At 71.9% G+C, this 20,961-nt stretch carries 22 protein-coding genes; 12 read left to right on the plus strand and 10 right to left on the minus strand.

What is annotated here, in order from left to right:
- Positions 1-23 precede the first annotated feature (23 nt).
- From ACGF5T_RS01720 to ACGF5T_RS01750, 7 genes are all read left to right on the plus strand, one after another.
- Complete coding sequence (locus ACGF5T_RS01720) at positions 24-1,073, plus strand: BMP family ABC transporter substrate-binding protein (RefSeq protein WP_356602037.1); 1,050 nt, start codon at positions 24-26, stop codon at positions 1,071-1,073.
- Between the two features lie 225 nt (positions 1,074-1,298).
- Positions 1,299-2,864 (plus strand): ABC transporter ATP-binding protein, encoded by a 1,566-nt coding sequence (locus ACGF5T_RS01725; protein ID WP_366768656.1) that lies wholly within the window; start codon positions 1,299-1,301, stop codon positions 2,862-2,864.
- Complete coding sequence (locus ACGF5T_RS01730; protein WP_356602041.1) at positions 2,864-3,985, plus strand: ABC transporter permease; 1,122 nt, start codon at positions 2,864-2,866, stop codon at positions 3,983-3,985. The genes ACGF5T_RS01725 and ACGF5T_RS01730 overlap by 1 nt, the downstream gene beginning before the upstream one ends.
- Complete coding sequence (locus tag ACGF5T_RS01735) at positions 3,982-5,247, plus strand: ABC transporter permease (protein WP_356602043.1); 1,266 nt, start codon at positions 3,982-3,984, stop codon at positions 5,245-5,247. Before ACGF5T_RS01730 ends, ACGF5T_RS01735 begins: the two co-directional genes overlap by 4 nt.
- Complete coding sequence (locus ACGF5T_RS01740) at positions 5,244-5,636, plus strand: cytidine deaminase (RefSeq protein ID WP_356602045.1); 393 nt, start codon at positions 5,244-5,246, stop codon at positions 5,634-5,636. Before ACGF5T_RS01735 ends, ACGF5T_RS01740 begins: the two co-directional genes overlap by 4 nt.
- A 45-nt stretch (positions 5,637-5,681) precedes the next feature.
- Positions 5,682-6,959, plus strand: a complete 1,278-nt coding sequence (locus tag ACGF5T_RS01745) for a thymidine phosphorylase (protein ID WP_356602967.1) — start codon at positions 5,682-5,684, stop codon at positions 6,957-6,959.
- A gap of 96 nt (positions 6,960-7,055) precedes the next feature.
- Positions 7,056-7,640 (plus strand): Uma2 family endonuclease, encoded by a 585-nt coding sequence (locus ACGF5T_RS01750; RefSeq protein ID WP_366768655.1) that lies wholly within the window; start codon positions 7,056-7,058, stop codon positions 7,638-7,640.
- A gap of 1 nt (position 7,641) precedes the next feature.
- On the opposite strand, the gene ACGF5T_RS01755 is transcribed toward ACGF5T_RS01750, so the two are convergent.
- The gene (locus ACGF5T_RS01755) at positions 7,642-8,562 is read right to left on the minus strand and encodes an AEC family transporter (protein ID WP_366768664.1); all 921 of its coding nucleotides are present in this window, start codon (positions 8,560-8,562) and stop codon (positions 7,642-7,644) included.
- A gap of 129 nt (positions 8,563-8,691) precedes the next feature.
- Between ACGF5T_RS01755 and ACGF5T_RS01760 the strand changes: the two genes are divergently transcribed.
- Positions 8,692-9,078: an STAS domain-containing protein gene (locus tag ACGF5T_RS01760; protein WP_366768654.1), complete on the plus strand. Its 387-nt coding sequence runs from the start codon at positions 8,692-8,694 to the stop codon at positions 9,076-9,078.
- Here ACGF5T_RS01760 and ACGF5T_RS01765 read toward each other — a convergent pair.
- Both ACGF5T_RS01765 and ACGF5T_RS01770 read right to left on the minus strand, forming a co-directional pair.
- Positions 8,962-9,975 carry a sigma-70 family RNA polymerase sigma factor gene (locus tag ACGF5T_RS01765; protein WP_366768653.1) on the minus strand — a complete coding sequence of 338 codons (1,014 nt, stop codon included), beginning with the start codon at positions 9,973-9,975 and terminating at the stop codon, positions 8,962-8,964. The genes ACGF5T_RS01760 and ACGF5T_RS01765 overlap by 117 nt on opposite strands.
- A 141-nt stretch (positions 9,976-10,116) precedes the next feature.
- Positions 10,117-11,418 (minus strand): MFS transporter, encoded by a 1,302-nt coding sequence (locus ACGF5T_RS01770; RefSeq protein WP_356602053.1) that lies wholly within the window; start codon positions 11,416-11,418, stop codon positions 10,117-10,119.
- A gap of 63 nt (positions 11,419-11,481) precedes the next feature.
- On the opposite strand from ACGF5T_RS01770, the gene ACGF5T_RS01775 reads away from it, so the two are divergent.
- Positions 11,482-12,435 carry a LysR family transcriptional regulator gene (locus tag ACGF5T_RS01775; RefSeq protein WP_356602055.1) on the plus strand — a complete coding sequence of 318 codons (954 nt, stop codon included), beginning with the start codon at positions 11,482-11,484 and terminating at the stop codon, positions 12,433-12,435.
- Positions 12,436-12,498: 63 nt separating this feature from the next.
- Here the strand turns inward: ACGF5T_RS01775 and ACGF5T_RS01780 are convergent, their stop codons facing one another.
- Positions 12,499-13,260 (minus strand): alpha/beta hydrolase, encoded by a 762-nt coding sequence (locus ACGF5T_RS01780; RefSeq protein WP_361012520.1) that lies wholly within the window; start codon positions 13,258-13,260, stop codon positions 12,499-12,501.
- A gap of 149 nt (positions 13,261-13,409) precedes the next feature.
- On the opposite strand from ACGF5T_RS01780, the gene ACGF5T_RS01785 reads away from it, so the two are divergent.
- Together ACGF5T_RS01785 and ACGF5T_RS01790 are read left to right on the plus strand one after the other, a co-directional pair.
- Positions 13,410-14,567: an adenosine deaminase gene (locus tag ACGF5T_RS01785; RefSeq protein ID WP_366768652.1), complete on the plus strand. Its 1,158-nt coding sequence runs from the start codon at positions 13,410-13,412 to the stop codon at positions 14,565-14,567.
- Positions 14,568-14,705: 138 nt separating this feature from the next.
- Positions 14,706-15,074, plus strand: a complete 369-nt coding sequence (locus tag ACGF5T_RS01790; protein WP_356602061.1) for an ATP-binding protein — start codon at positions 14,706-14,708, stop codon at positions 15,072-15,074.
- A gap of 132 nt (positions 15,075-15,206) precedes the next feature.
- On the opposite strand, the gene ACGF5T_RS01795 is transcribed toward ACGF5T_RS01790, so the two are convergent.
- The 5 genes from ACGF5T_RS01795 to afsQ1 all read right to left on the minus strand — a co-directional run bounded on the left by ACGF5T_RS01795 (position 15,207) and on the right by afsQ1 (position 19,039).
- Positions 15,207-15,410 carry a PspC domain-containing protein gene (locus tag ACGF5T_RS01795; RefSeq protein WP_053136142.1) on the minus strand — a complete coding sequence of 68 codons (204 nt, stop codon included), beginning with the start codon at positions 15,408-15,410 and terminating at the stop codon, positions 15,207-15,209.
- Positions 15,411-15,503: 93 nt separating this feature from the next.
- Positions 15,504-16,055 carry a VanZ family protein gene (locus ACGF5T_RS01800; protein ID WP_366768651.1) on the minus strand — a complete coding sequence of 184 codons (552 nt, stop codon included), beginning with the start codon at positions 16,053-16,055 and terminating at the stop codon, positions 15,504-15,506.
- A 115-nt stretch (positions 16,056-16,170) separates the two neighbouring features.
- The gene (locus ACGF5T_RS01805; protein WP_366768650.1) at positions 16,171-16,782 is read right to left on the minus strand and encodes a hypothetical protein; all 612 of its coding nucleotides are present in this window, start codon (positions 16,780-16,782) and stop codon (positions 16,171-16,173) included.
- Positions 16,782-18,365, minus strand: a complete 1,584-nt coding sequence (locus tag ACGF5T_RS01810) for a HAMP domain-containing sensor histidine kinase (protein ID WP_356602067.1) — start codon at positions 18,363-18,365, stop codon at positions 16,782-16,784. The genes ACGF5T_RS01805 and ACGF5T_RS01810 overlap by 1 nt, the downstream gene beginning before the upstream one ends.
- The gene (afsQ1, locus tag ACGF5T_RS01815) at positions 18,362-19,039 is read right to left on the minus strand and encodes a two-component system response regulator AfsQ1 (protein WP_053136154.1); all 678 of its coding nucleotides are present in this window, start codon (positions 19,037-19,039) and stop codon (positions 18,362-18,364) included. Before afsQ1 ends, ACGF5T_RS01810 begins: the two co-directional genes overlap by 4 nt.
- Before the next feature lie 270 nt (positions 19,040-19,309).
- Here afsQ1 and ACGF5T_RS01820 point away from each other — a divergent pair, with 270 nt between their 5' ends.
- The gene (locus tag ACGF5T_RS01820; protein WP_356602069.1) at positions 19,310-20,056 is read left to right on the plus strand and encodes a SigE family RNA polymerase sigma factor; all 747 of its coding nucleotides are present in this window, start codon (positions 19,310-19,312) and stop codon (positions 20,054-20,056) included.
- A gap of 239 nt (positions 20,057-20,295) precedes the next feature.
- On the opposite strand, the gene ACGF5T_RS01825 is transcribed toward ACGF5T_RS01820, so the two are convergent.
- Positions 20,296-20,898 carry a uridine kinase gene (locus ACGF5T_RS01825; protein ID WP_383641799.1) on the minus strand — a complete coding sequence of 201 codons (603 nt, stop codon included), beginning with the start codon at positions 20,896-20,898 and terminating at the stop codon, positions 20,296-20,298.
- Positions 20,899-20,961: the final 63 nt, after the last annotated feature.

Consider the following 20,961-nt stretch of genomic DNA (forward strand, 5'->3'; position numbering starts at 1 on the left):
CTTGTACGACAGGAGCACCAGACATGCGCCGGATTTCCCGGATCACGGTCGCAGGCGCAGCGACCGCCTCCCTGGCCCTCGCCCTCTCCGCCTGCGGTGGCACCTCCACCGACTCCGGTTCCTCGGAGTCCAAGAGCGACAAGGGTCTCGCCATCGCGTACGACGTCGGCGGCAAGGGCGACCAGTCCTTCAACGACGCCGCCTACGCGGGTCTGGAGCAGGCCAAGAAGGAGTTCGGCTACGAGACCGCCGACGTCGAGCCCACCGACGGCGAGACCGACGCCGACAAGGAGCAGCGCCTGGTCTCGCTGGCCAAGCAGGGCTACAACCCGGTCGTCGGCGTCGGTTACGCGTACGCCGCCGCGCTGAAGAGCGCCGCCGAGAAGTACCCCGACACCACCTTCGGCATCGTCGACGACGCCACCATCGAGGCGAAGAACGTCGCGGACCTGGTCTTCAACGAGGAGCAGGCCTCCTACCTCGCCGGTGTCGCCGCCGCCAAGACCACCAAGAGCAAGACGGTCGGCTTCGTGGGCGGTGTGGACATCCCGCTGATCCACAAGTTCCAGGCCGGCTTCGAGCAGGGCGTCAAGGACACCGACCCGAAGGTCAAGGTCGTCTCGCAGTACCTGACGCAGACCGCCGAGGAGGGCGGCTTCTCCAGCCCCGACAAGGGCAAGACCGCCGCCGAGGGCCAGATCGAGAAGAAGGCCGACGTCGTCTACGCGGCGGCCGGTCTCTCCGGTCAGGGTGTCATCGAGGCCGCCGCCGCCAACAAGGTGTGGGCGATCGGCGTCGACTCCGACCAGTACCAGCAGGAAGCCCTCGCGAAGTACAAGGAGTCCATCCTGACCTCCGCGACCAAGGACGTCGCCAAGGCGGTCTACAACCTCTCCAAGTCGGTCGAGGACGGCAAGCCGGAGACCGGTATCGTTCGGGGCGATCTGAAGTCCGGTGAGGTCGGTCTGGCGGACTCCAACCCGAAGTTCGCGGACGACGCCGAGCTCCAGGCAGCCCTCAAGACGGCCAAGGAGAAGATCGTCAGCGGCGAGATCAAGGTCAAGAGCAGCTGAGCCGAGCAACACCTCGAACAGCGTGTAACCGCGGTGGTCGCACCGCTCGACGGGGTACGAGGAGGACGCCTCCGGGCCTCCTCCTCGTACCCCGTCGTGGCGATGTGCCGCCGCCGCTTTTAGATGCCGTAGGGGCGCTACGCGCGTAGACGGCCCCCTTCCCCAGGAGAGTGCGCCATCAACGCGTCCAGCAGCCCTCCGGCCGGAGCGGCGGTCAACGAATCGGTGACCGCCGTCGAGCTCGCCGGGATCACCAAGCGATTCCCCGGTGTCGTGGCCAACCACGACATCCACCTGACCGTCCGCAAGGGCACCGTCCACGCCCTCGTCGGGGAGAACGGCGCCGGCAAGTCGACCCTGATGAAGATCCTCTACGGCATGCAGAAGCCGGACGAGGGCACCATCGCGATCGACGGCGAGCAGGTCGCCTTCTCCTCGCCGGCCGACGCCATCGCCCGCGGCATCGGCATGGTCCACCAGCACTTCATGCTCGCCGACAACCTCACGGTCCTGGAGAACGTGGTCCTCGGCAGCGAGAAGCTGTACGGCATCGGCGCCAAGGCCCGCCGCACGATCAAGGAGATCTCCGAGCGCTACGGCCTCGGCGTGGAGCCCGACCGCCTGGTCGAGGAGCTGGGCGTCGCCGCCCGCCAGCGCGTGGAGATCCTCAAGGTCCTCTACCGCGGCGCCCGCACGCTGATCCTGGACGAGCCGACCGCCGTGCTCGTGCCCCAGGAGGTCGACGCCCTCTTCGACAACCTGCGCGAGCTGAAGGCGGAGGGCCTCTCCGTCATCTTCATCTCCCACAAGCTGGGCGAGGTCCTCTCGGTCGCCGACGACATCACCGTCATCCGGCGCGGCACCACGGTCGGCACGGCCGTGCCCGCCGAGACCACCCCGCGCCAGCTCGCCGAGCTGATGGTCGGCAGCGAGCTGCCCACGCCGGAGACGGCCGAGTCCACGGTCACCGACCGCGCGGTCCTCACCGTCGACACGCTGCGCCTCGCGGCCCCCGGCGGCAAGGCCCTGCTCGACGACATCTCCTTCACCATCCACGCCGGTGAGGTGCTGGGCATCGCCGGCGTCGAGGGCAACGGCCAGACCGAGCTGGTCGACGCCCTCATCGGCCTGCGGCACGCCGACTCCGGCGCCATCCGCTTCCTCGACGAGGACATCACCGCGCTGCCCACCCGCAAGCGCCGCGAGCAGGGCGTCGGCTACATCCCCGAGGACCGTCACCGCCACGGCCTGCTCCTGGAGTCCCCGCTCTGGGAGAACCGCATCCTCGGCCACGTCACCGAGAAGCCCAACAGCAAGGGCGTCTGGCTGGACCCGAAGGGGTCCCAGGAGGACACCCGGCGCATCGTCGAGACGTACGACGTCCGCACCCCGGGCATCGACGTCACGGCCGCCTCGCTCTCCGGCGGCAACCAGCAGAAGCTGATCGTCGGCCGCGAGATGAGCCACAAGCCGCGCTTCCTCATCGCCGCCCACCCCACCCGCGGTGTGGACGTCGGCGCGCAGGCCGCCATCTGGGACCACATCCGCGAGGCGCGCCGCGAGGGCCTCGCCGTCCTGCTGATCTCCGCCGACCTGGACGAGCTGATCGGCCTCTCCGACACCCTCCGGGTGATCTACGACGGCCGCCTGGTCGCGGACGCCGACCCGGCCACCATCACCCCCGAGGAGCTGGGCTCGGCCATGACGGGCGCCGCGACCGGCCACCTGGAACACGAAGAGACCCCCGAGATCCGCAAGTCTCCCGAGGCTCCGGAAGACGAGGCCCGCTGATGAAGAAGTTCGACAAGGAGCGCGTGCTCCTCGCGGTGGCCGGACCGGTCATCGCGCTCGCCGTGGCCTTCGTGCTGAGCGCGATCGTGCTGATCGCCTCGGGCAAGAACCCGGTCGAGCCGTTCGCCCTGATGTTCGAGCAGGCCGGTTTCTCCGACATCCAGGTCCTGATCATCAACCAGGCGTCGATGTACTACATCGCGGCCCTGGCGGTCGCCATCGGCTTCCGGATGAACCTGTTCAACATCGGCGTCGACGGCCAGTACCAGCTCGCCGCCATGATGGCCGCGATCGTCGGCGCCCACGCGAACCTGCCGGCCGCCCTCCAGATCCCGCTGCTCCTGCTGACCGCCGTCCTCACCGGCGCCTTCTGGTCCGGCATCGCCGGTGTCCTCAAGGTGACCCGGGGCGTCAGCGAGGTCGTTGCGACGATCATGCTCAACGCCATCGCGACCTCCGTCATCGGCTACCTCTGGCTGCCGGACGTCTTCGGCGTCAAGATCGGCAACAACAACACCACCGGCGAGATGCACGAGTCCGGCTGGATCCCCGGCATCGACATGGGCGCGGCCGGCGAGGTCTACGGTCTGGTGATCCTGGCCGTGCTGCTCGGCATCGGCTACTGGGTCGTCCTCAACCGCACCCGCTTCGGCTTCGACCTGCGCGCCTCCGGCGCCTCGGAGTCCGCCGCCGCGGCCAGTGGTGTCGACCCCAAGCGCATGGTGCTGACCGCGATGCTCATCTCCGGCGGCCTCGCCGGTCTCGCGGGCCTGCCGATCCTGCTCGGCGGCACCCACACCTACAGCCTCAACTTCCCCACCGGCATCGGCTTCCTCGGCATCGGCATCGCCCTGCTCGGCCGGAACAGCCCCGTCGGCATCGCCTTCGCCGCCCTGCTGTGGGCCTGGCTCGACAAGGCCAGCCCCGAGCTGGACTTCCACGGCTACGACAAGGAGATCGCGGTCATCATGCAGGGCCTGATCGTCCTGTCCGTCGTCGTCTCCTACGAGGCCGTCCGCGAGTGGGGCCTGCGCCGCCAGCAGCGCCGCGTCGGCGCGGAGCTGGCCGCCGGTCACGTCCTCGGCGCCACCGACAACAAGAAGGAGGTGGCCGGCCGATGACCACCGCGACCGACCTCAACCAGCCCACGCTGCAGCCCGCGGCGCCGACCGGCCGCCGCCTGTCCCTGTCCGTCCTGATGCTGGTCATCGCCGGAGCCCTGGCCCTGACCTCCCTGGTGCGCCTGATCACCGGCGCCGACGGCATCACCAACGTCAGCCAGATGTCCACCGCGCTCCAGCTCGCCGTGCCGATCGGCCTCGCCGGTCTGGGCGGTCTGTGGGCCGAGCGCGCGGGCGTCGTCAACATCGGCCTCGAGGGCATGATGATCCTCGGCACCTGGTTCGGTGCCTGGGCCGGCTTCCAGTGGGGCCCGTGGACGGGCGTCCTGGTGGGCATCGTCGGCGGCGCGATCGGCGGCCTGCTGCACGCCATCGTGACGATCACCTTCAACGTCAACCACATCGTCTCCGGCGTGGCCATCAACATCCTGGCGCTCGGCGCGACCCGCTACCTCGCCCCGCTCGCCTTCGAGGGCCACCAGGGCGGCTCCGCCAAGCAGTCCCCGCCGGTGGACTCCCTCGGGCACTTCACCGTGCCGGGCCTCTCCGACGGGCTGGTCGACCTCAACGACAAGGGCTGGTTCCTGATCTCGGACCTCGCCGGCCTGCTCGGCGGCCTGGTCACCAACGTCTCCTGGCTGACCCTGATCGCCGTCGCGCTCATCCCCGCCACCTGGTACATCCTGTGGCGCACGCCGTTCGGCCTGCGGCTGCGCTCCTGCGGCGAGAACCCCGTCGCCGCCGAGTCGCTCGGCGTCAACGTCTACAAGTACAAGTATCTGGCCGTGATCATCTCCGGCGGCCTGGCCGGACTCGGCGGCGTCTTCCTCTCCATCGTGGCCAACCCCTTCTACCTGGAGGGCCAGACCAGCGGCCGCGGCTACATCGGCCTCGCGGCGATGATCTTCGGCAACTGGATGCCCGGCGGTCTCGCCATCGGCGCCGGCCTCTTCGGCTACACCGACAGCCTCAACCTGCGCGGCGGCTCCGCCAACGTGCACGCCCTGCTGCTGCTCGGCGCGCTGCTGCTGGTCGCCGGTGCGATCTGGCTGGTGATCCGCAAGAAGTACGTCAAGGCCGCGATCACCCTGGTCGTCGGCGCGCTGGTCTTCGCCTGGTACGCGGGCACCGACGACGTCCCCAACCAGGTCGTCTCCGCCACGCCGTACGTCGTCACCCTCGTCGTCCTCGCGCTCTCCGCCCAGCGGCTGCGGATGCCCAGGGCGAACGGCATGCCGTACCGGAAGGGGCAGGGCAAGTGACCGACGTCGACTGGGGCGCGCTGCGCACGGCGGCCCGGGAGGCGATGGCCCAGGCCTACGCCCCCTACTCCGGGTACGCCGTCGGCGCAGCCGCCCTGGTCGACGACGGCCGCACGGTCTCCGGCTGCAACGTGGAGAACGCCAGCTACGGCATCGGCCTGTGCGCCGAGTGCGGACTGGTCTCCCAGCTCCAGCTGACCGGCGGCGGCCGGCTGACGCACTTCGCCTGCGTCGACGGCCACGGCGAGATCCTCGTACCGTGCGGTCGCTGCCGACAGCTGCTGTACGAGTTCGGCGGGCCGGACATGCTGCTGGAGACCCCGGCGGGCGTGCTCCCCCTCTCGGAGATGCTCCCGCAGGCCTTCGGCCCCGACCACCTCGGCAAGTAACCCCCCCGCAATCCCGCAATCCCGTAAGGAACGCCAGCCATGGCCATGGACGTCATCTCCGTCATCCGCACCAAGCGGGACCGCGGCGAACTCAGTCACGAGCAGATCGACTGGGTCATCGACGCGTACACGCGCGGCGAGGTGGCCGACGAGCAGATGTCGTCGCTCGCGATGGCCATCCTGCTCAACGGCATGAACCGCGGCGAGATCGCCCGCTGGACCGCCGCGATGATCGCCTCCGGCGAGCGCATGGACTTCTCGTCCCTGTCCCGCCCGACCGCCGACAAGCACTCCACCGGCGGCGTCGGCGACAAGATCACCCTGCCGCTCGCCCCGCTGGTCGCCGCCTGCGGCGCGGCCGTCCCGCAGCTCTCCGGCCGGGGCCTCGGCCACACCGGCGGCACCCTGGACAAGCTGGAGTCGATCCCGGGCTGGCGCGCCCTGCTCTCCAACGAGGAGATGCTGGACGTCCTGGACACCACCGGTGCGGTGATCTGCGCGGCGGGCGACGGCCTCGCGCCCGCCGACAAGAAGCTGTACGCCCTCCGGGACGTCACCGGCACGGTCGAGGCGATCCCGCTCATCGCCTCCTCCATCATGTCCAAGAAGATCGCCGAGGGCACCGGCTCGCTGGTCCTGGACGTGAAAGTGGGCAGCGGCGCCTTCATGAAGACCATCGAGGACGCCCGCGAGCTGGCCTCCACGATGGTCGGCCTCGGCACCGACCACGGCGTGAAGACCGTCGCCCTGCTCACCGACATGGCCACCCCCCTCGGTCTCACCGCGGGCAACGCCCTGGAGGTCCGCGAGTCGGTCGAGGTGCTGGCCGGCGGCGGCCCCTCCGACGTGGTCGAGCTGACCCTCGCCCTGGCCCGCGAGATGCTCGACGCCGCCGGCCTGAAGGACGCCGACCCGGCGAAGGCCCTCGCCGACGGCTCCGCGATGGACGTCTGGCGCCGCATGATCAGCGCCCAGGGCGGCGACCCGGACGCGGCCCTGCCGACCGCGAAGGAGCAGCACGTCGTGAAGGCGGGCGCCTCCGGCGTCCTGACCCGCCTCGACGCCTACGACATCGGCGTCGCCGCCTGGCGCCTGGGCGCCGGCCGCGCCCGCAAAGAGGACCCGGTGCAGGCCGGTGCGGGCGTCGAGCTGCACGCGAAGCCCGGCGACACGGTCACCGAGGGCCAGCCCCTGCTGACCCTGCACACCGACACCCCGGACCGCTTCGCGTACGCCCTCGCCGCGGTCGAGGGCTCCTACGACGTGGCCCCCGCGGGCACGGCCTTCACCGCCTCGCCGGTGGTGCGGGAACGTATCGCCTGACCTGCGCCTTCCTCATTCGGGTGAACGGGACCGGTGGACCTCCACCGGTCCCGTTCGGCATGCTGGGATCGGTGACGCACAGACAGGAGAACCGCCATGAGCGCACTCACGGTGAGCCAGGAGCCCGACCAGAGCTGGGACGACCTCGTCCGGTTCTGGGAGGAGATGGAATGGCCCGAGGGCAGCAAGGTGGAGATCATCGAGGGGATCATCACCGTGTCACCTGCTCCGGGACTGCCTCACAACGACATCACCGATCGCATCCAGCGCCGTCTGTATGCGGTGATCCCCGACCGATGGGGCATCTATCAGACACTCGCGCTCTCGGTGCCGTCCCGCCTGGGAATGCTGATCCCCGACCTGGTCGTGACCCAGCTTCCCGACCACACCGAGTCCGACACCCACATCCCCGCCGCCCTGGCCCAGCTCGTCGTCGAGGTCACCTCCAAGTCCAACGCCCGCCACGACCGCGTGAGCAAGCCCGCCGCCTACGCCACCGCCGGCATCCCGCTCTACCTCCTCGTCGACCGCTGGGCCCCCGGTGGACCCACCGCGACGCTCTACGGCGAACCGAAGGGTGACGTCTACCGGGTGCTGGGCGCCGCCAAGTTCGGCGACCCTCTCCGGCTCCCCGCTCCCTTCGACCTGACCCTCGACACCGGCGAGTTCCCCGAGACCTGACTCACCCCAGCACCGCCGCCACCCCCACCAGCACCGGCACGGACACCACCGTCGACACCAGGACCGCGTCCCGCGCCAGCCGCTCACCCACCCGGTAGGTGGACGCGTACGTGTAGAGGTTCTGGGCGGCCGGCAGCGCCGACGTCACCACCACGTCCAGCAGATGCGCGCCCCGCAGCCCGAACACCCCGGACGCCAGCGCCCAGGCCACCGCGGGCTGACCGACCGTCTTGAGCGCCACCGCCAGCAGCACCGGCCGCCGTTCCACGCCCCGCAACGGCATCGTGGACCCGCACAGCCCGATGCCGAAGGCCAGCAGGACCGCCGGGACGGACATGTTGCCGATCAGGGTCAGCGGGTCCATCACCGCCTCCGGCACCCGCAGTCCGCTCGCGGCGACCGCGACCCCGGCGAGCGAGCCCAGCGCTATCGGATTGCGCACCGGCGTCAGCAGCCGGCGCCACAGCGGGCCCTCACCGCCTCCTCCCGCCAGGTCCAGGATCGTCACCGCCACCGGCGTCACCAGCACCAGCTGGAACAGCAGCACCGGCGCCACCAGCGAGGCGTCCCCCAGCACGTACACGGCGATCGGGATGCCGAGGTTGCCGGCGTTCACATAACCGGAGCACAGCGCCCCGATCGTGGTCCGGCCCACGCCCCAGCCCCGGGCGGCCCCCACCGCGACGAAGACCGCGGCCACCGCCACCGTCGACAACGCCGTGACCAGCAGCCGGCTGGAGAAGACCACCGACAGGTCGGCCGTCGCGAGGGTGGTGAACAGCAGGGCCGGTGAGGCCACGTGGAACGCGAGCTTCGTCAGGACCTCGCGCCCCTGCGGACCGAGGTGGCCGCGCAGACCGAGCACGTACCCGACGGCGATGACCACCGCGATGACCGCGAACCCGGTCAGCACCCCCTGCACGGCCACGCCTCCTCGACGGTCACGACGACGTCCTGCGGCACGGCGGCGGGAGGGGATGCGTGGGGCATACAGCAAACCCTCGGGGGGAGGATGTGCGCACGTCAATGTGATCTCTGATGGCGGGCACCGATGAGTTCCCGGACCGTGCCGGGTCTACCGCACGTGGACGCCGTGACACCCGCCGTACTCGTGCTGCCGGGGCCCGTCTCCCGAAGGGAGACGCCCAGGCTCTGCGACGAGGTGCGCGCGCAGCTGGAAGCCACCCGGGCCGGGGTGGTCGTGTGCGACGTCGGCGGGCTCGGACCGCCGGGGCTCGCCGTCGTCGACCTGCTGGCCCGCCTGGAGCTCACCGCCCGGCGGGCCGGGGGCCGGATACGGCTGCGCGATCCCGACCCCGCCCTACACGCCCTTCTCGACCTCGTCGGACTCCGCTTCGAGACGGAGCGGCAGGTCGAAGAGCGGGAACCACCGCTTGGTGTCGAGGAAGCAGTGGAACCCGGTGATGCGCCCGTCTGAGATCTCCAGCACCTGGACCGCCCACGGCGCGTAGCCACCCGCCTCCGGGTCCGGCTTGTACTGCGCGAAGCCGGGCAGCCCGTTGGCGTTGACCGGCAGCAGCCGGGAGTGCGCGCACGCGGCGCCGAGGGTCGTCATGAAGCCGGTGATGTCCGCCGGACCGGCCAGCCACAGGTCGAACGGCGGCATCGTCATCACCGCGTCCTCGTGCAGCAGCGCCGTCAGCGCCGTCATGTCGTAGCCCTCGAAGGCCGCGACATAGCGGTCCAGGAGCTTCTGCTGCTCCTCGTCCAGCGGGTCGGACACCGCGGCGGCGTCGGCCCGCTCCTCCCGCTCGGCGAGGGTCGCGCGGGCGCGCTGCAGGGCGCTGTTGACGGACGCCACCGAGGTGCCCAGCAGCTCGGCGACCTCGGCGGCCTTCCACGCCAGCACCTCACGCAGGATCAGCACCGCCCGCTGCTTGGGCGGCAGCTGCTGGAGCGCGGCCATGAAGGCCAGCCGCACCGACTCCTTCGCGACGGCGGCCTCGGCCGGGTCGGCGGTCGAGGGCAGCACGCGGGCGTCCGGCATCGGCTCCAGCCAGGTGTGGTCCGGGCGGGGCGACAGAGCGGCCTGCGCGAGGGGGGTGGAGTCCGTGAGGTCCATCGGACGGGCCCGTTTGTTGCCCGCGGTCAGCATGTCCAGGCAGACGTTGTGCGCGATCCGGTAGAGCCAGGAACGGAGGCTGGAGCGGCCCTCGAACTTGTCGTAGCTCCGCCAGGCGCGGACCAGGGTGTCCTGGACCGCGTCCTCCGCCTCGAAGGAGGAGCCGAGCATCCGGTAGCAGTACCCCGTCAGCTCGGTCCGGTGCTTCTCCAGCGCGGCATCCAGCTCCGTCGTCATGGTGCCGTTGCTCATGGTCCACCCACCCCTGGGCCGTCACGTCGTGCGCGTCTTCGCGCCTCGCACTTCGGAAGCTACCGCAGGGGACTGACAATGGCCTGTGCAGTCAAGGAAAGCGCAGGTCAGCGAGTCGGTTCTGATCGGTCCCGAGCCCGATCAGGCGGGCACCGGCGCGGCCTCGGCCGTGCGCCGGGCGGCCAGCGAACCGGCGACCGTGAGCGCCACCACGCCCGCCACCGCCAGCAGGCCGACCCCGACCGTCCCGGCCCAGCCGCCGGAGTGGAAGGCGAGCGCGCCCACCGTGCTGCCCGCGCTGGAGCCGATGTAGTAGGCGGACTGGTACAGCGCCGAGGCCTGGGCGCGGCCGTGGGTGGCCGTCCTGCTCACCGCCGAGGACGCCACCGCGTGCCCGGCGAAGAAGCCCGCCGTGATCAGCACCAGCCCGAGGAGCACCAGGGGCAGGGACGGAGCGAGGGACAGCAGCAGACCCGCCGCCGTCGTGCCCCCGCCCAGGTAGAGCGCCCCGCGGCGGCCGAGGCGGCCCACCAGGCGGCCCGCCGTCGACGCCGAGACCGTGCCGACCAGGTAGACCAGGAAGATCGAGCCGATGACGCCCTGCGGGAGCGAGAAGGGCGCCTCCGTCAGGCGGTAGCCGATCACCGTGTAGACGCCGCCGAACACCGTCATGAACAGCGCGCCGATCGCGTACAGGCGGCGCAGCAGCGGGTCGGCGAGGTGGCCGCGGACCGTGCGGACCAGGACCCGCGGGCGCAGCGAGCCCGGCGTGAAGTGCTTCGGCGCCGGCAGCAGCATCCGGAAGGCCACCGCGCAGGCCACCGCCACGGCGCCGATCACGCCGACGGCGACCCGCCAGCCCCACTCCTGGGCGACCCAGCCGGTGATGACCCGGCCGCTCATCCCGCCCACGCTGTTGCCCGCGACGAACAGGCCGATCGCGGTGACCAGCGCCCTCGGCGTGACCTCCTCCGCGAGGTACGCCGTCGCCGAGGCCGGCAGCCCGGCCAGCGCCGCGCCCTGCACCGCGCGCAGCGCGACCAGCGCGGTCAGCGACGGGGCGAAGGGGACCAGCAGCCCGACGGTCACCGCGACCGCCAGCGACGCCGTCATGACCGTACGCCGGCCGAAACGTTCCGACAGGGCGCTCATCGGCAGGACGAACAGGGCGAGGCCACCCGTCGCGGCGGCCACCGTCCAGCTCGCGTCGCTCGCCGTGACGCCCATGTCGCCGGAGATCAGCGGCAGCAGGGCCTGGGTGGAGTACAGGAGCGCGAAGGTCGCGACGCCCGCGAGGAAGAGGGCGAGACTCATCCGGCGGTAACCGGGACCGCCCGGGGTCATGCGCGAGTCGGAGGTGGCGGTCGCGTCGGAGACGCTGGCAGCGGGGACGGATGCAGCGGCGCCCACGACGGTGGACGCCCCGGTATCGGCGGGAGTCATGCCCCGAAGGTACGAAGCCCCTTACTCATCCGTCCAATGCATGGAATGGCCATAATCGTTCCCATGGTGCATCAGCAAAGCTCACAGGCTCGTCTGTCACCGTCCGGTGACACGGAAGACATCGTCGCGCTGCTCGCGCCCCGCCTCGCGCACTTCGCCGGCGTGGCCCGCACCGAGCACGTCACCCGGGCCGCCCAGGAGATGAACGTCCCCCAGTCGACCCTCTCCCGCGCCCTGGTCCGCCTCGAAGCCGACCTGGGCGTCGACCTGTTCGTGCGCCGTGGCCGCACCCTCGCCCTGACCGTCGCCGGGCGCACCTTCCTCGGCTCCGTGGAACGCGCCCTCGCGGAGGTGGAGCGCGCCGCCGAGGAGGTCCGCGCGGACGCCGACGCGGCCACCGGCAAGGTCGCCTTCGGCTTCCTGCACACCATGGGCGCCGAGACCGTCCCCGGCCTGCTGCACGCCTTCCGGGCCGACCACCCCCGCGTCCGCTTCAGCCTCGTCCAGAACTACGGCGAGGCCATGCTGGAGCGGCTGCGCGCCGGCGAACTCGACCTCTGCCTGACCTCCCCCGTCCCGGACGCCCCCGACCTGGTCGCCCGGCGCCTCGACGAGCAGAAGCTGCGCCTGGTCGTCCCGGCCGACCACCCCCTGGCCGGCCGCCGGCGCATCCGCCTCGCCGAGGCCGCCGACGAGACCTTCGTGACCCTGGAGCCCGGCTACGGCCTGCGCCGCATCACTGACGACCTGTGCAAGGAGGCCGGCTTCCGGCCCCGGGTGGCCTTCGAGGGGGAGGAGGCGGAGACGCTGCGCGGCCTGGTCGCGGCCGGCCTCGGCGTCGCCCTGCTGCCGCCGCCCGCCGTCCCCCGCCCCGGCGTGGTCGAACTGACGGTCACGGCACCGCGCGCGGCCCGCGAGATCGGTGTGGCCTGGCTGGCGGGGCGCACGGACACGCCCCCGGTGGCGGCCTTCAAGAAGTTCCTGCTGTCGCGACGCGGCCACCTGCTGCCGTCCTGACCCGCGCCCACCGCCGCAGCGACCCCGACCCCCGAACCCCCGCCCCGCCCCGCGCACCCGCGCCTACCGCCGCAGCGACCGCCCGAACCCCACCGCCAGCGGCATCCGCAGCCCCAGCGGCGGGGGAGCGGCCAGGGCGTCCTCCAGCGGCCGGGCGAAGGGCTGCCCGAAGAGCGCGCCCAACACGAAGTCCTCGGCCAGCGCGGCCACTTCGTCCCGGTACTGGCGCAGCCCGTGACCGTCGGAGTGCACCTCGAAGCGGCACACCGCGCGGTTGGCCTTCTTCGCGCGCGCGGCCAGCCGGAACGACAACTCGGGGTCGCTGCGCTCGTCGTTGGTGCCGTGCACGATCAGCACCTGGCGCCCGGCGAGCTGCTTCACCGGTTCGGGGGGCGCGGCCACGTCCTCGTCCGGCAGCCAAGGGGCGATCGCGAGCGCCGCGTCGACGGCCTCGTGCCCGGCCGCGCGCAGGGCCGCCCGCCCGCCCATGCCGACGCCGAGCAGGCAGACCGGGACGTCGCCGTAGCGCCGTACGGCCTCGCCGGCGGCCCAGTCGGCGTCGCGGGCCAGGTGGGCCTCGGCGCCGTTCCAGCCGCGGCAGCGGTAGTGCACGACATGCGTGGCCAGGCCCTCGTCCCGGCCCGCGCGGGCGAGCCGGCGCCCCAACGCCCGTACGGACGCGGTCGCCAGCAGCGGGGACGGCCTGCGGCTGGACACCTCGTCGCCCGCGGGGAGCAGCAGCACCACCCCGCTGACCGCCGTCCCCTCCGGACCGAGCGTTCGCCCCAGCCGGGCCTGACGGACCGGCGTCGCTTGCTGTGCCATGACAGAACATTCTCAGAAGACCGGGTGTACGCCACCCGTCTTCGCAGTCACCGTTACATATCGACGGATCCGTACACCCCGGCCGCGTCTCCCGTGCGCGTGTACTCGTCCGACCGCCCTTCTACGCGCGTAGGAGTTAGAGTGCGGAAATGACGAGCCAGAGCACCGCGAAGACTCCGACGCCGGACCAGATCCGCCGGGCGCCGAAGGTTCTGCTGCACGACCACCTCGACGGCGGGCTGCGCCCCGGCACGGTCGTCGAACTCGCCCGGGCGACCGGCTACTCGGGCCTCCCCGAGACCGACGCCGACCGGCTCGGCGCCTGGTTCCGGCAGGCCGCCGACTCCGGCTCGCTGGAGCGGTACCTGGAGACCTTCTCCCACACCGTCGGCGTCATGCAGACCCGCGACGCCCTCGTCCGGGTCGCCGCCGAGTGCGCCGAGGACCTCGCCGAGGACGGCGTCGTCTACGCCGAGGTGCGCTACGCCCCCGAGCAGCACCTGGAGGGCGGGCTCAGCCTCGAAGAGGTCGTCGAGGCGGTCAACGAGGGCTTCCGCGAGGGCGAGCGCCGCGCCCGGGACAACGGCCACCGCATCCGGGTCGGCGCCCTGCTCACCGCCATGCGGCACGCCGCCCGCGCCCTGGAGATCGCCGAGCTGGCCAACCGCTACCGCGACCTCGGAGTCGTCGGTTTCGACATCGCGGGCGCCGAGGCGGGATACCCGCCCACCCGGCACCTGGACGCCTTCGAGTACCTGAAGCGGGAGAACAACCACTTCACCATCCACGCCGGCGAGGCCTTCGGGCTGCCGTCCATCTGGCAGGCCCTCCAGTGGTGCGGCGCCGACCGGCTCGGGCACGGCGTGCGCATCATCGACGACATCCAGGTGCACGAGGACGGCACGGTGAAGCTCGGGCGGCTCGCCTCGTACGTCCGGGACAAGCGCATCCCCCTGGAGCTGTGCCCCAGCTCCAACCTCCAGACCGGCGCCGCCGACTCCTACGCCGAGCACCCGATCGGGCTGCTGCGCCGACTGCACTTCCGGGCCACCGTCAACACCGACAACCGGCTGATGTCCCACACCGGAATGAGCCGGGAATTCGAGCACCTTGTCGACGCGTTCGGTTACACGCTCGACGACATCCAGTGGTTCTCCGTCAATGCGATGAAATCAGCGTTCATTCCTTTCGATGAACGACTGGCCATGATCAATGACGTCATCAAGCCCGGATACGCGGAGCTGAAGTCCGAATGGCTGTTCCAGCAGACGGCCTCCACCAGCGGTTATTCGGAGGGAGAGGGCTGAGCGGCAGCCGACGGTAAACGGAAACGCGGACGGGCTTTCACCATCCGTCCGCATTTCGATGTTTGCCGCGAGGGGTGTCGCGTGTTTACGGTCGAGGACCGCTCACATCCCCGTCATCCCATTTCGAGGACGCATTTCATGAAGCAGTCTGCTGCCAAGACCCTCGGTGTCGCCGCCCTCGGTGCCGCCTTCGCCGCCGCCGGTGCCGGTGCGGCCACCGCGGCCCCCGCACTGCCGGACACCGCGAAGACGGTGGACTCCGTCGCCGCGACGCTGCCCGCGGAGACCCTCTCCCAGGTGGTGCCCGGCGCGGGCAACGCGCTGGAGCAGGGCCGCCACGTCTCCGGCACGGGTCTGACCGCCGCTCAGCCGGTCGTCGAGCAGGTCCTCAACGAGCAGCTCTCCAACGGCCCGACCAAGCCGGTGGCCGGCCTGCTCGGCGGTCTGCCGACGAAGGGCCTGCCCACCTCGGGCCTGCCGGTCAACGGCCTCCCGCTCGGCGGCTGAGTCCCGCCGCCCCCGCACCTCCCCATGCGCCGACGGGGCGCACCCGAAGGCTTCGGGTGCGCCCCATCGGCGTACCGGAGGGGAGGTGCGTCGACCGGGCCGGCCGTGCCGTCCCGCGAGCCGCGCGGGACGTCACCAGGCGGTACGGGCGGCCTTCTCCTCGGACGGCAGCAGGAGCCACAGGGCGAGGTAGAGCAGGAACTGCGGGCCGGGCAGCAGGCAGGAGACCAGGAAGATCACCCGCATCGTGGTCGTGGAGGTGCCGAAGCGCCTGGCCAGCGCGGCGCACACTCCGCCGATCATGCGGCCATGGGTGGGGCGGGCGAGGCGGGACATCGCGGCTCCTTCGTGAGCGGGGGCGGGTCTGCCGGTCGGCTTCCCCTTCATCTGCCCTCCACGCTACGGAGACGAACGGAACAAAGCGTCGCTCTACGGGGCGATACCGACCCTGGGAATCGTCGGGGTCCGACCCTGAGCGGGCTCGTCCCTGGGGACGTCACCCCATCGCCGCTCCTCGGACCTGCGACGGAGCCGGGCACGGCCCACGGGGACCAGGGCGAGGTGGGCGAGGGCCACGCCCGCCGTGTTCAGCAGCAGCGAATCCACGTCGACGAGCTGTCCGGGCACCCCCGTCTGCAACAGCTCGATCCCCAGCGACAGCAGGGCGGCCGCGGCCAGGGTGCGCAGCAGGGAGGCCAGCGGCGAGACGGTCAGCCGGCCGCCCGCCATGGGCAGCAGGACGCCCAGCGGCGCCAGCAGGGCGAGCGAACCGCCGAGCGCCCGGACCGCCGTGGGCCAGCCGAGCGCCAGGTCGGCACGGATCGAGGCGAACGGCTGGAGATTGGGCGGCAGGACCCACGGGACGTCGAGCGGCCGCAGGGTGTACCAGGCGACGAACGCGAGATGTGCGACGAGGAGGACACTTCCTGTCACACGGATGCGGAGCGCGGCGCTGCCGCCGGGAAACCCAAGACGCTGCACGTCCCCCAAGACGCCCGTGCCGCCACGCGCGGTTCCGGTGACTCCCGCGCAAGGGTGAGGCCTGCGCCACACGGCCCCGCCGGGCCGGCGCACCCCCGGAGGCGGAGAGGCGCCGTCAGCCGTCGGTGACCTCGGTGGAGGGCGGCTCGTTGCTGCCCGGCCGGGCGCGGACCTCGTCCGTGCAGGTGTAGCGCCGGGCGGACTCCTCGGCGGGCCCGGCCAGGATGACGGAGCCGTCGCCCTCCGTGGCGGCCGAGTCGGAGAAGGTGCAGACGACCTGGGCGAGGGCGTACGAGGTGAGGTCGCCGGGGGCGGTGCTCAGCCGCAGGGTGTCCTCGGGGTCGCCGGGGCGCGGGCCGGTGACGCCGGTCCCGCGGCGTACGTCCGTGCTGTACCCCGCCTCCTCCTCCGCGGCCGACGGCTCCGCCGTGAGCTGGTCGAGCAGCCCCTGCGCCACCAGCACCCGCCGTCCGGCGTCCGCCGCGCCGTCCGGCACCGGGACCGTCCGGTCCACGGCCACCAGCGACGAGCCGCACAGCAGGAACACCTGCACCGGAAGCCCGGGCGCCGTCCCCGTCGTCCCGCCCGGCTCGGCGAGCGAGCACCGCACCCTCGACGGCGCCGGGCCGTAGTCCGTGGGCACCTCCGTGGCGCGGATGCCGCAGCCGGTGATCAGCGCGGCCAGCACGGCCAGCCCGGGCAGTGCCGACAGGCGGCGTACGGTCATCAGACCTGTCCCTTCGCGTCCTTGCCCCTGCCCCCGTCACCCGCGGCGTCCTCGGCCTCCTCGTCCGCCGGCGGGTCCTGCGGCAGCCGCAGCGTGAACACCGCGCCGCCCTCGGGGGAGTTCTCCGCGGTGATCTCACCGCCGTGGATGTGCGCGTTCTCCAGGGCGATGGACAGGCCGAGCCCGCTGCCCTCGGAGCGCGGCCGGGAGGCGCTCGCCTTGTAGAAGCGGTCGAAGACGTGCGGCAGGACGTCCTCGGGGATGCCGGGCCCGTGGTCCCGTACCCGGATGACGACCTCGTCGTCCGCCCGCGCCACCGACACCCTGACCGGCGATCCGCCGTGCTTGAGGGCGTTGCCGATCAGGTTGGCCAGGATGACGTCCAGGCGGCGCGGGTCGAGCCGGGCGTGGATGCCGCGCTCGGCGTCCAGGTCCACGGCGTCCAGCCAGGCGCGGGCGTCGATGCAGGCGGTGATCTGGTCGGCGACGTCGACGTCGTCGAGGACCAGCCGGGCGGTGCCCGCGTCGAAGCGGGTGACCTCCATCAGGTTCTCCACCAGGTCGTTCAGCCGCCGCGTCTCGCTGACCACCAGCCGTACGGCGGGCTCGATCATCGGGTCGAAGCCGCCGCCCTCGAACTCCAGCTCCTCCTCCAGCACCTCCGTGACGGCGGTGATGGCCGTCAGCGGGGTCCGCAGCTCATGGCTCATGTCCGCCACGAAGCGCCGTGAGGCCTGCTCGCGGCCGGCCATGTCCGCCACCCGTTTCTCCAGCGCCTCGGCGGCGCTGTTGAAGGTCCGGGAAAGGTCGGCCAGTTCGTCGGTGCCGGACACGCGCAGCCGGGTGTCCAGCTTGCCCTCGCCCAGACGCCGCGCCGCGACCCCGAGCCGGTGCACCGGCTTCAGCACGGTCGTCGCCAGGGCCTGTGCGAGCAGCGCCGACCCCAGCAGGGCGAGCGCGGTGGCGATCCCCAGCGACCAGGCCAGCGAGTTGAGGTCCTTGGCCTCAGGCTCCAGCGACTTGAGCATGTAGCCGGTCGGCCCGCCCCCGATCACCCTCGTGCCGGCCACCAGGTAGGGGGTGTCGCCGTCGGTGATCCGCTGCCAGTACAGGTGGTACGGGTGCTTGTTGGCCGAGGTGAGCTTCTGCTCCTTGTTCACCGCCGTGCGCAGCGACTCGGGCACGTCGGCGAGCGCGAAGCCGCCCAGGCCCCCGGAACTGCCGTACACCGTCCGGCCGTCGGCGTCCTCGGCGACCAGCAGCACGCTGAACCGCTGGCTGCTGTTGGCCATCTGACCCGCGGTGTGCTGCAACTCGTCCTGCGCCGGGTGCTCGGGCAGCGCGCCCGCCCGGTTCTGCATCTCCTGCTCGAAGCCGCGCAGCACGGCGTCCTGGGTGCGGGTAAGGACCGCCTCCCGGTTCAGCCAGTACGCGATGCCGGACGCCGAGACGGCGGCGGTGAGGGCGACCAGCCCGAAGACGAGGACCAGTCGCAGGCGCAGACTGGTGAAGCGCAGCCAGGACCAGACTCCCTTGCGCGTCGCGGTCCAGCCGCGTGAACCCCCCCGGTGCTCCTGGGTCACTGAGGCGGATCCAGCCGGTAGCCGACACCCCGTACGGTCCGGATCAGCGTCGGGGACGACGGCACGTCCTCGACCTTGGCGCGCAGCCGCTGCACACAGGCGTCCACCAGGCGCGAGTCGCCGAGGTAGTCGTGCTCCCACACCAGCCGCAGCAACTGCTGCCGGGACAGCGCCTGCCCGGGCCGCCGGCTCAGTTCGAGGAGCAGCCGCAGCTCGGTCGGCGTGAGCTGGAGATCCTCGCCGTTCTTGGTCACGGTCATCGCGGACCGGTCGATGACCAGGCCGCCGAAGCTCGCCGAGTCGCTGGACTCCCGCTCCCCGCGCCGCAGCACGGCCCGGATACGGGCGTCCAGCACCCGGCCCTGGACGGGTTTGACGACGTAGTCGTCGGCGCCCGACTCGAGACCGACGACCACGTCGATGTCGTCGTTGCGCGCGGTCAGCAGGATGATCGGCAGCTGGTCGGTGCGCCGGATGCGCCGGCACACCTCGAAACCGTCGATGCCGGGCAGCATCACGTCCAGCACGATCAGGTCCGGCCGCTGCTCGCGCAGCAGCTTCAGACCGTCCTCACCGCTGGCAGCGGTGGCCACCCGGTGGCCCTGGCGGGTCAGGGAGAGCTCCAGGGCCGTACGGATGGCGTCGTCGTCCTCGATCAGCAACAGGGAAGGCACGGGCTCATTCTGGCCCATGGAGGGGGTGGCGTACGACCCGTGGGTCCCGAAGGGGGCGGACCTCGCCGCCGGACCCTGTGAAGGAACGGTGCGGCAGCCGTGACGGAGCCCTGTGACAGGTCTGTGACAGTCGACGGACACGGCCATGAAGTCACCGCGGCAGGCTTCTCGGCACGGGCAACACAGCGAGTCGCCGGCCGAGCGGGAAGCGGTGAGGCGCCTCGCGGCACAGCACGACGAACACCGGAAGTCCACGACGGGGGGCGCGAGATGAACACGCTGCACGGCACCAGCACCAGCGCAGTGGTCACGCGTCTGCACGACGTGCACGCACACCGGGGTTCCGAGAAGTCCGGTGCCGCTGTGAGCGGACGGGGGTGCGCTCGTGGCACCGGGCGTCAGCACACCGCGTACATGGCGGTGGTCGACGCGCGTCAGGGGGAGACGCACGGGGGAAGTGCGTACGGGGAGGCAGAGGGGGAGCGTCGCTCCCTGTCGGAGGCGGAGTTCACCGCCTACGTCCAGGAGCGCCGCGCCTCCCTGTACGCCACCGCCTACCACCTCACGGGGGACCGTTTCGAGGCCGAGGACCTGCTGCAGAGCGCGCTGTTCTCGACCTACCGGGCGTGGGAGCGGATCAGCGACAAGGCCGCGGTCGGCGGGTACCTCCGCCGCACCATGACCAATCTGCACATCAGCGCCTGGCGGCGCCGCAAGCTCAACGAGTACCCGACCGAGGAACTGCCGGAGACGCCCGGCGACACGGACGCGATGCGCGGCACCGAACTGCGTACGGTCCTGTGGCAGGCGCTGGCCCGGCTCCCCGAACTCCAGCGCACGATGCTGGTCCTCCGCTACTACGAGGGCCGCACGGACCCGGAGATCGCCGGGATCCTCGGCATCAGCGTCGGCACGGTGAAGTCCAGCATCTGGCGGTCGCTCCGCCGGCTGCGCGAGGACGAGGTCCTCAGCTTCGGCCGCGACCGGGAGGACGCCTTCGGCGAACTGGTCGCCTGAAGGTCCGGGGGGACGGAGGGCCCGCGGCGGAACCCGCGAAAAAAAGTACGAGCCGGGGTGTATCAGGGGGCGGGGCCCGGGCTCTTACTCACGGGGAAGCACCACGGGGGAACACCGGGGGGACACGGGGGAACGGGGAACACGGGGGAAGCACGGGGGAGCAGGAAGAGAGCGGGGCTGGAGGGCCGGGGGGTCCGTCCAGTCCCGCTCTCGCGTGCGCGGGGTGTGCGAGGTGCGTGCTACGCCGCCGTACGCACCGCCGGACACCGCCCGGCCGCCGCGGCGGTCAGCCGGCCCATCGCCTCGTCCCGGTCGCAGGCGTGGGCGCCCAGTGCCGTCTGCCGGGCGATGACCGACCGCTCCTGCCGCATCAGCCGCCAGCCGCGGCGCAGCAGGAAGGGCACGGACTTGCGGCTCTCCCTCAGGTCCCGCAGGAAGCGGCGGCGGAAGGTCGTCAGCGGCCCCCGGCTCAGGCAGAGGGCGTCGGCCAGCACGCCCAGGTCCCGGCAGCGGGAGACGAGCTCGGCGGCGAAGATGCCCTCCGCGAGGAACAGCGGGGCCCGCCCGATGTCGATCGCCGACTCACCGGTGCGGGCGCTGAGCGAGAGGTCGTAGACGGGCACCTGGGTACGGCCCGCGCGGCACAGCTCCGTGATGGCCGCGACGGCGGCGTCCGCGTCCCACGAGCCGGGGTGGTCCCAGTCGATGTCGGAACTCTGCGGCACCAGCGGCAGCGTCGGGTCGGTGCCCTCCTTGTAGAAGTCGTCGAGGCGCAGCACCGGAAGGCCGGCGCGGGCGGCGAGGAGGGACTTGCCGGAGCCGGAGGGGCCGCAGAGCAGCACGACTCGCGTCGGTATGGGCGGATGGGTGGTCACGGGACACCAGTCTGAGGCATCGGCCGCCCG

Source organism: Streptomyces sp. NPDC047853, from assembly GCF_043204535.1.
Classification (GTDB): domain Bacteria; phylum Actinomycetota; class Actinomycetes; order Streptomycetales; family Streptomycetaceae; genus Streptomyces.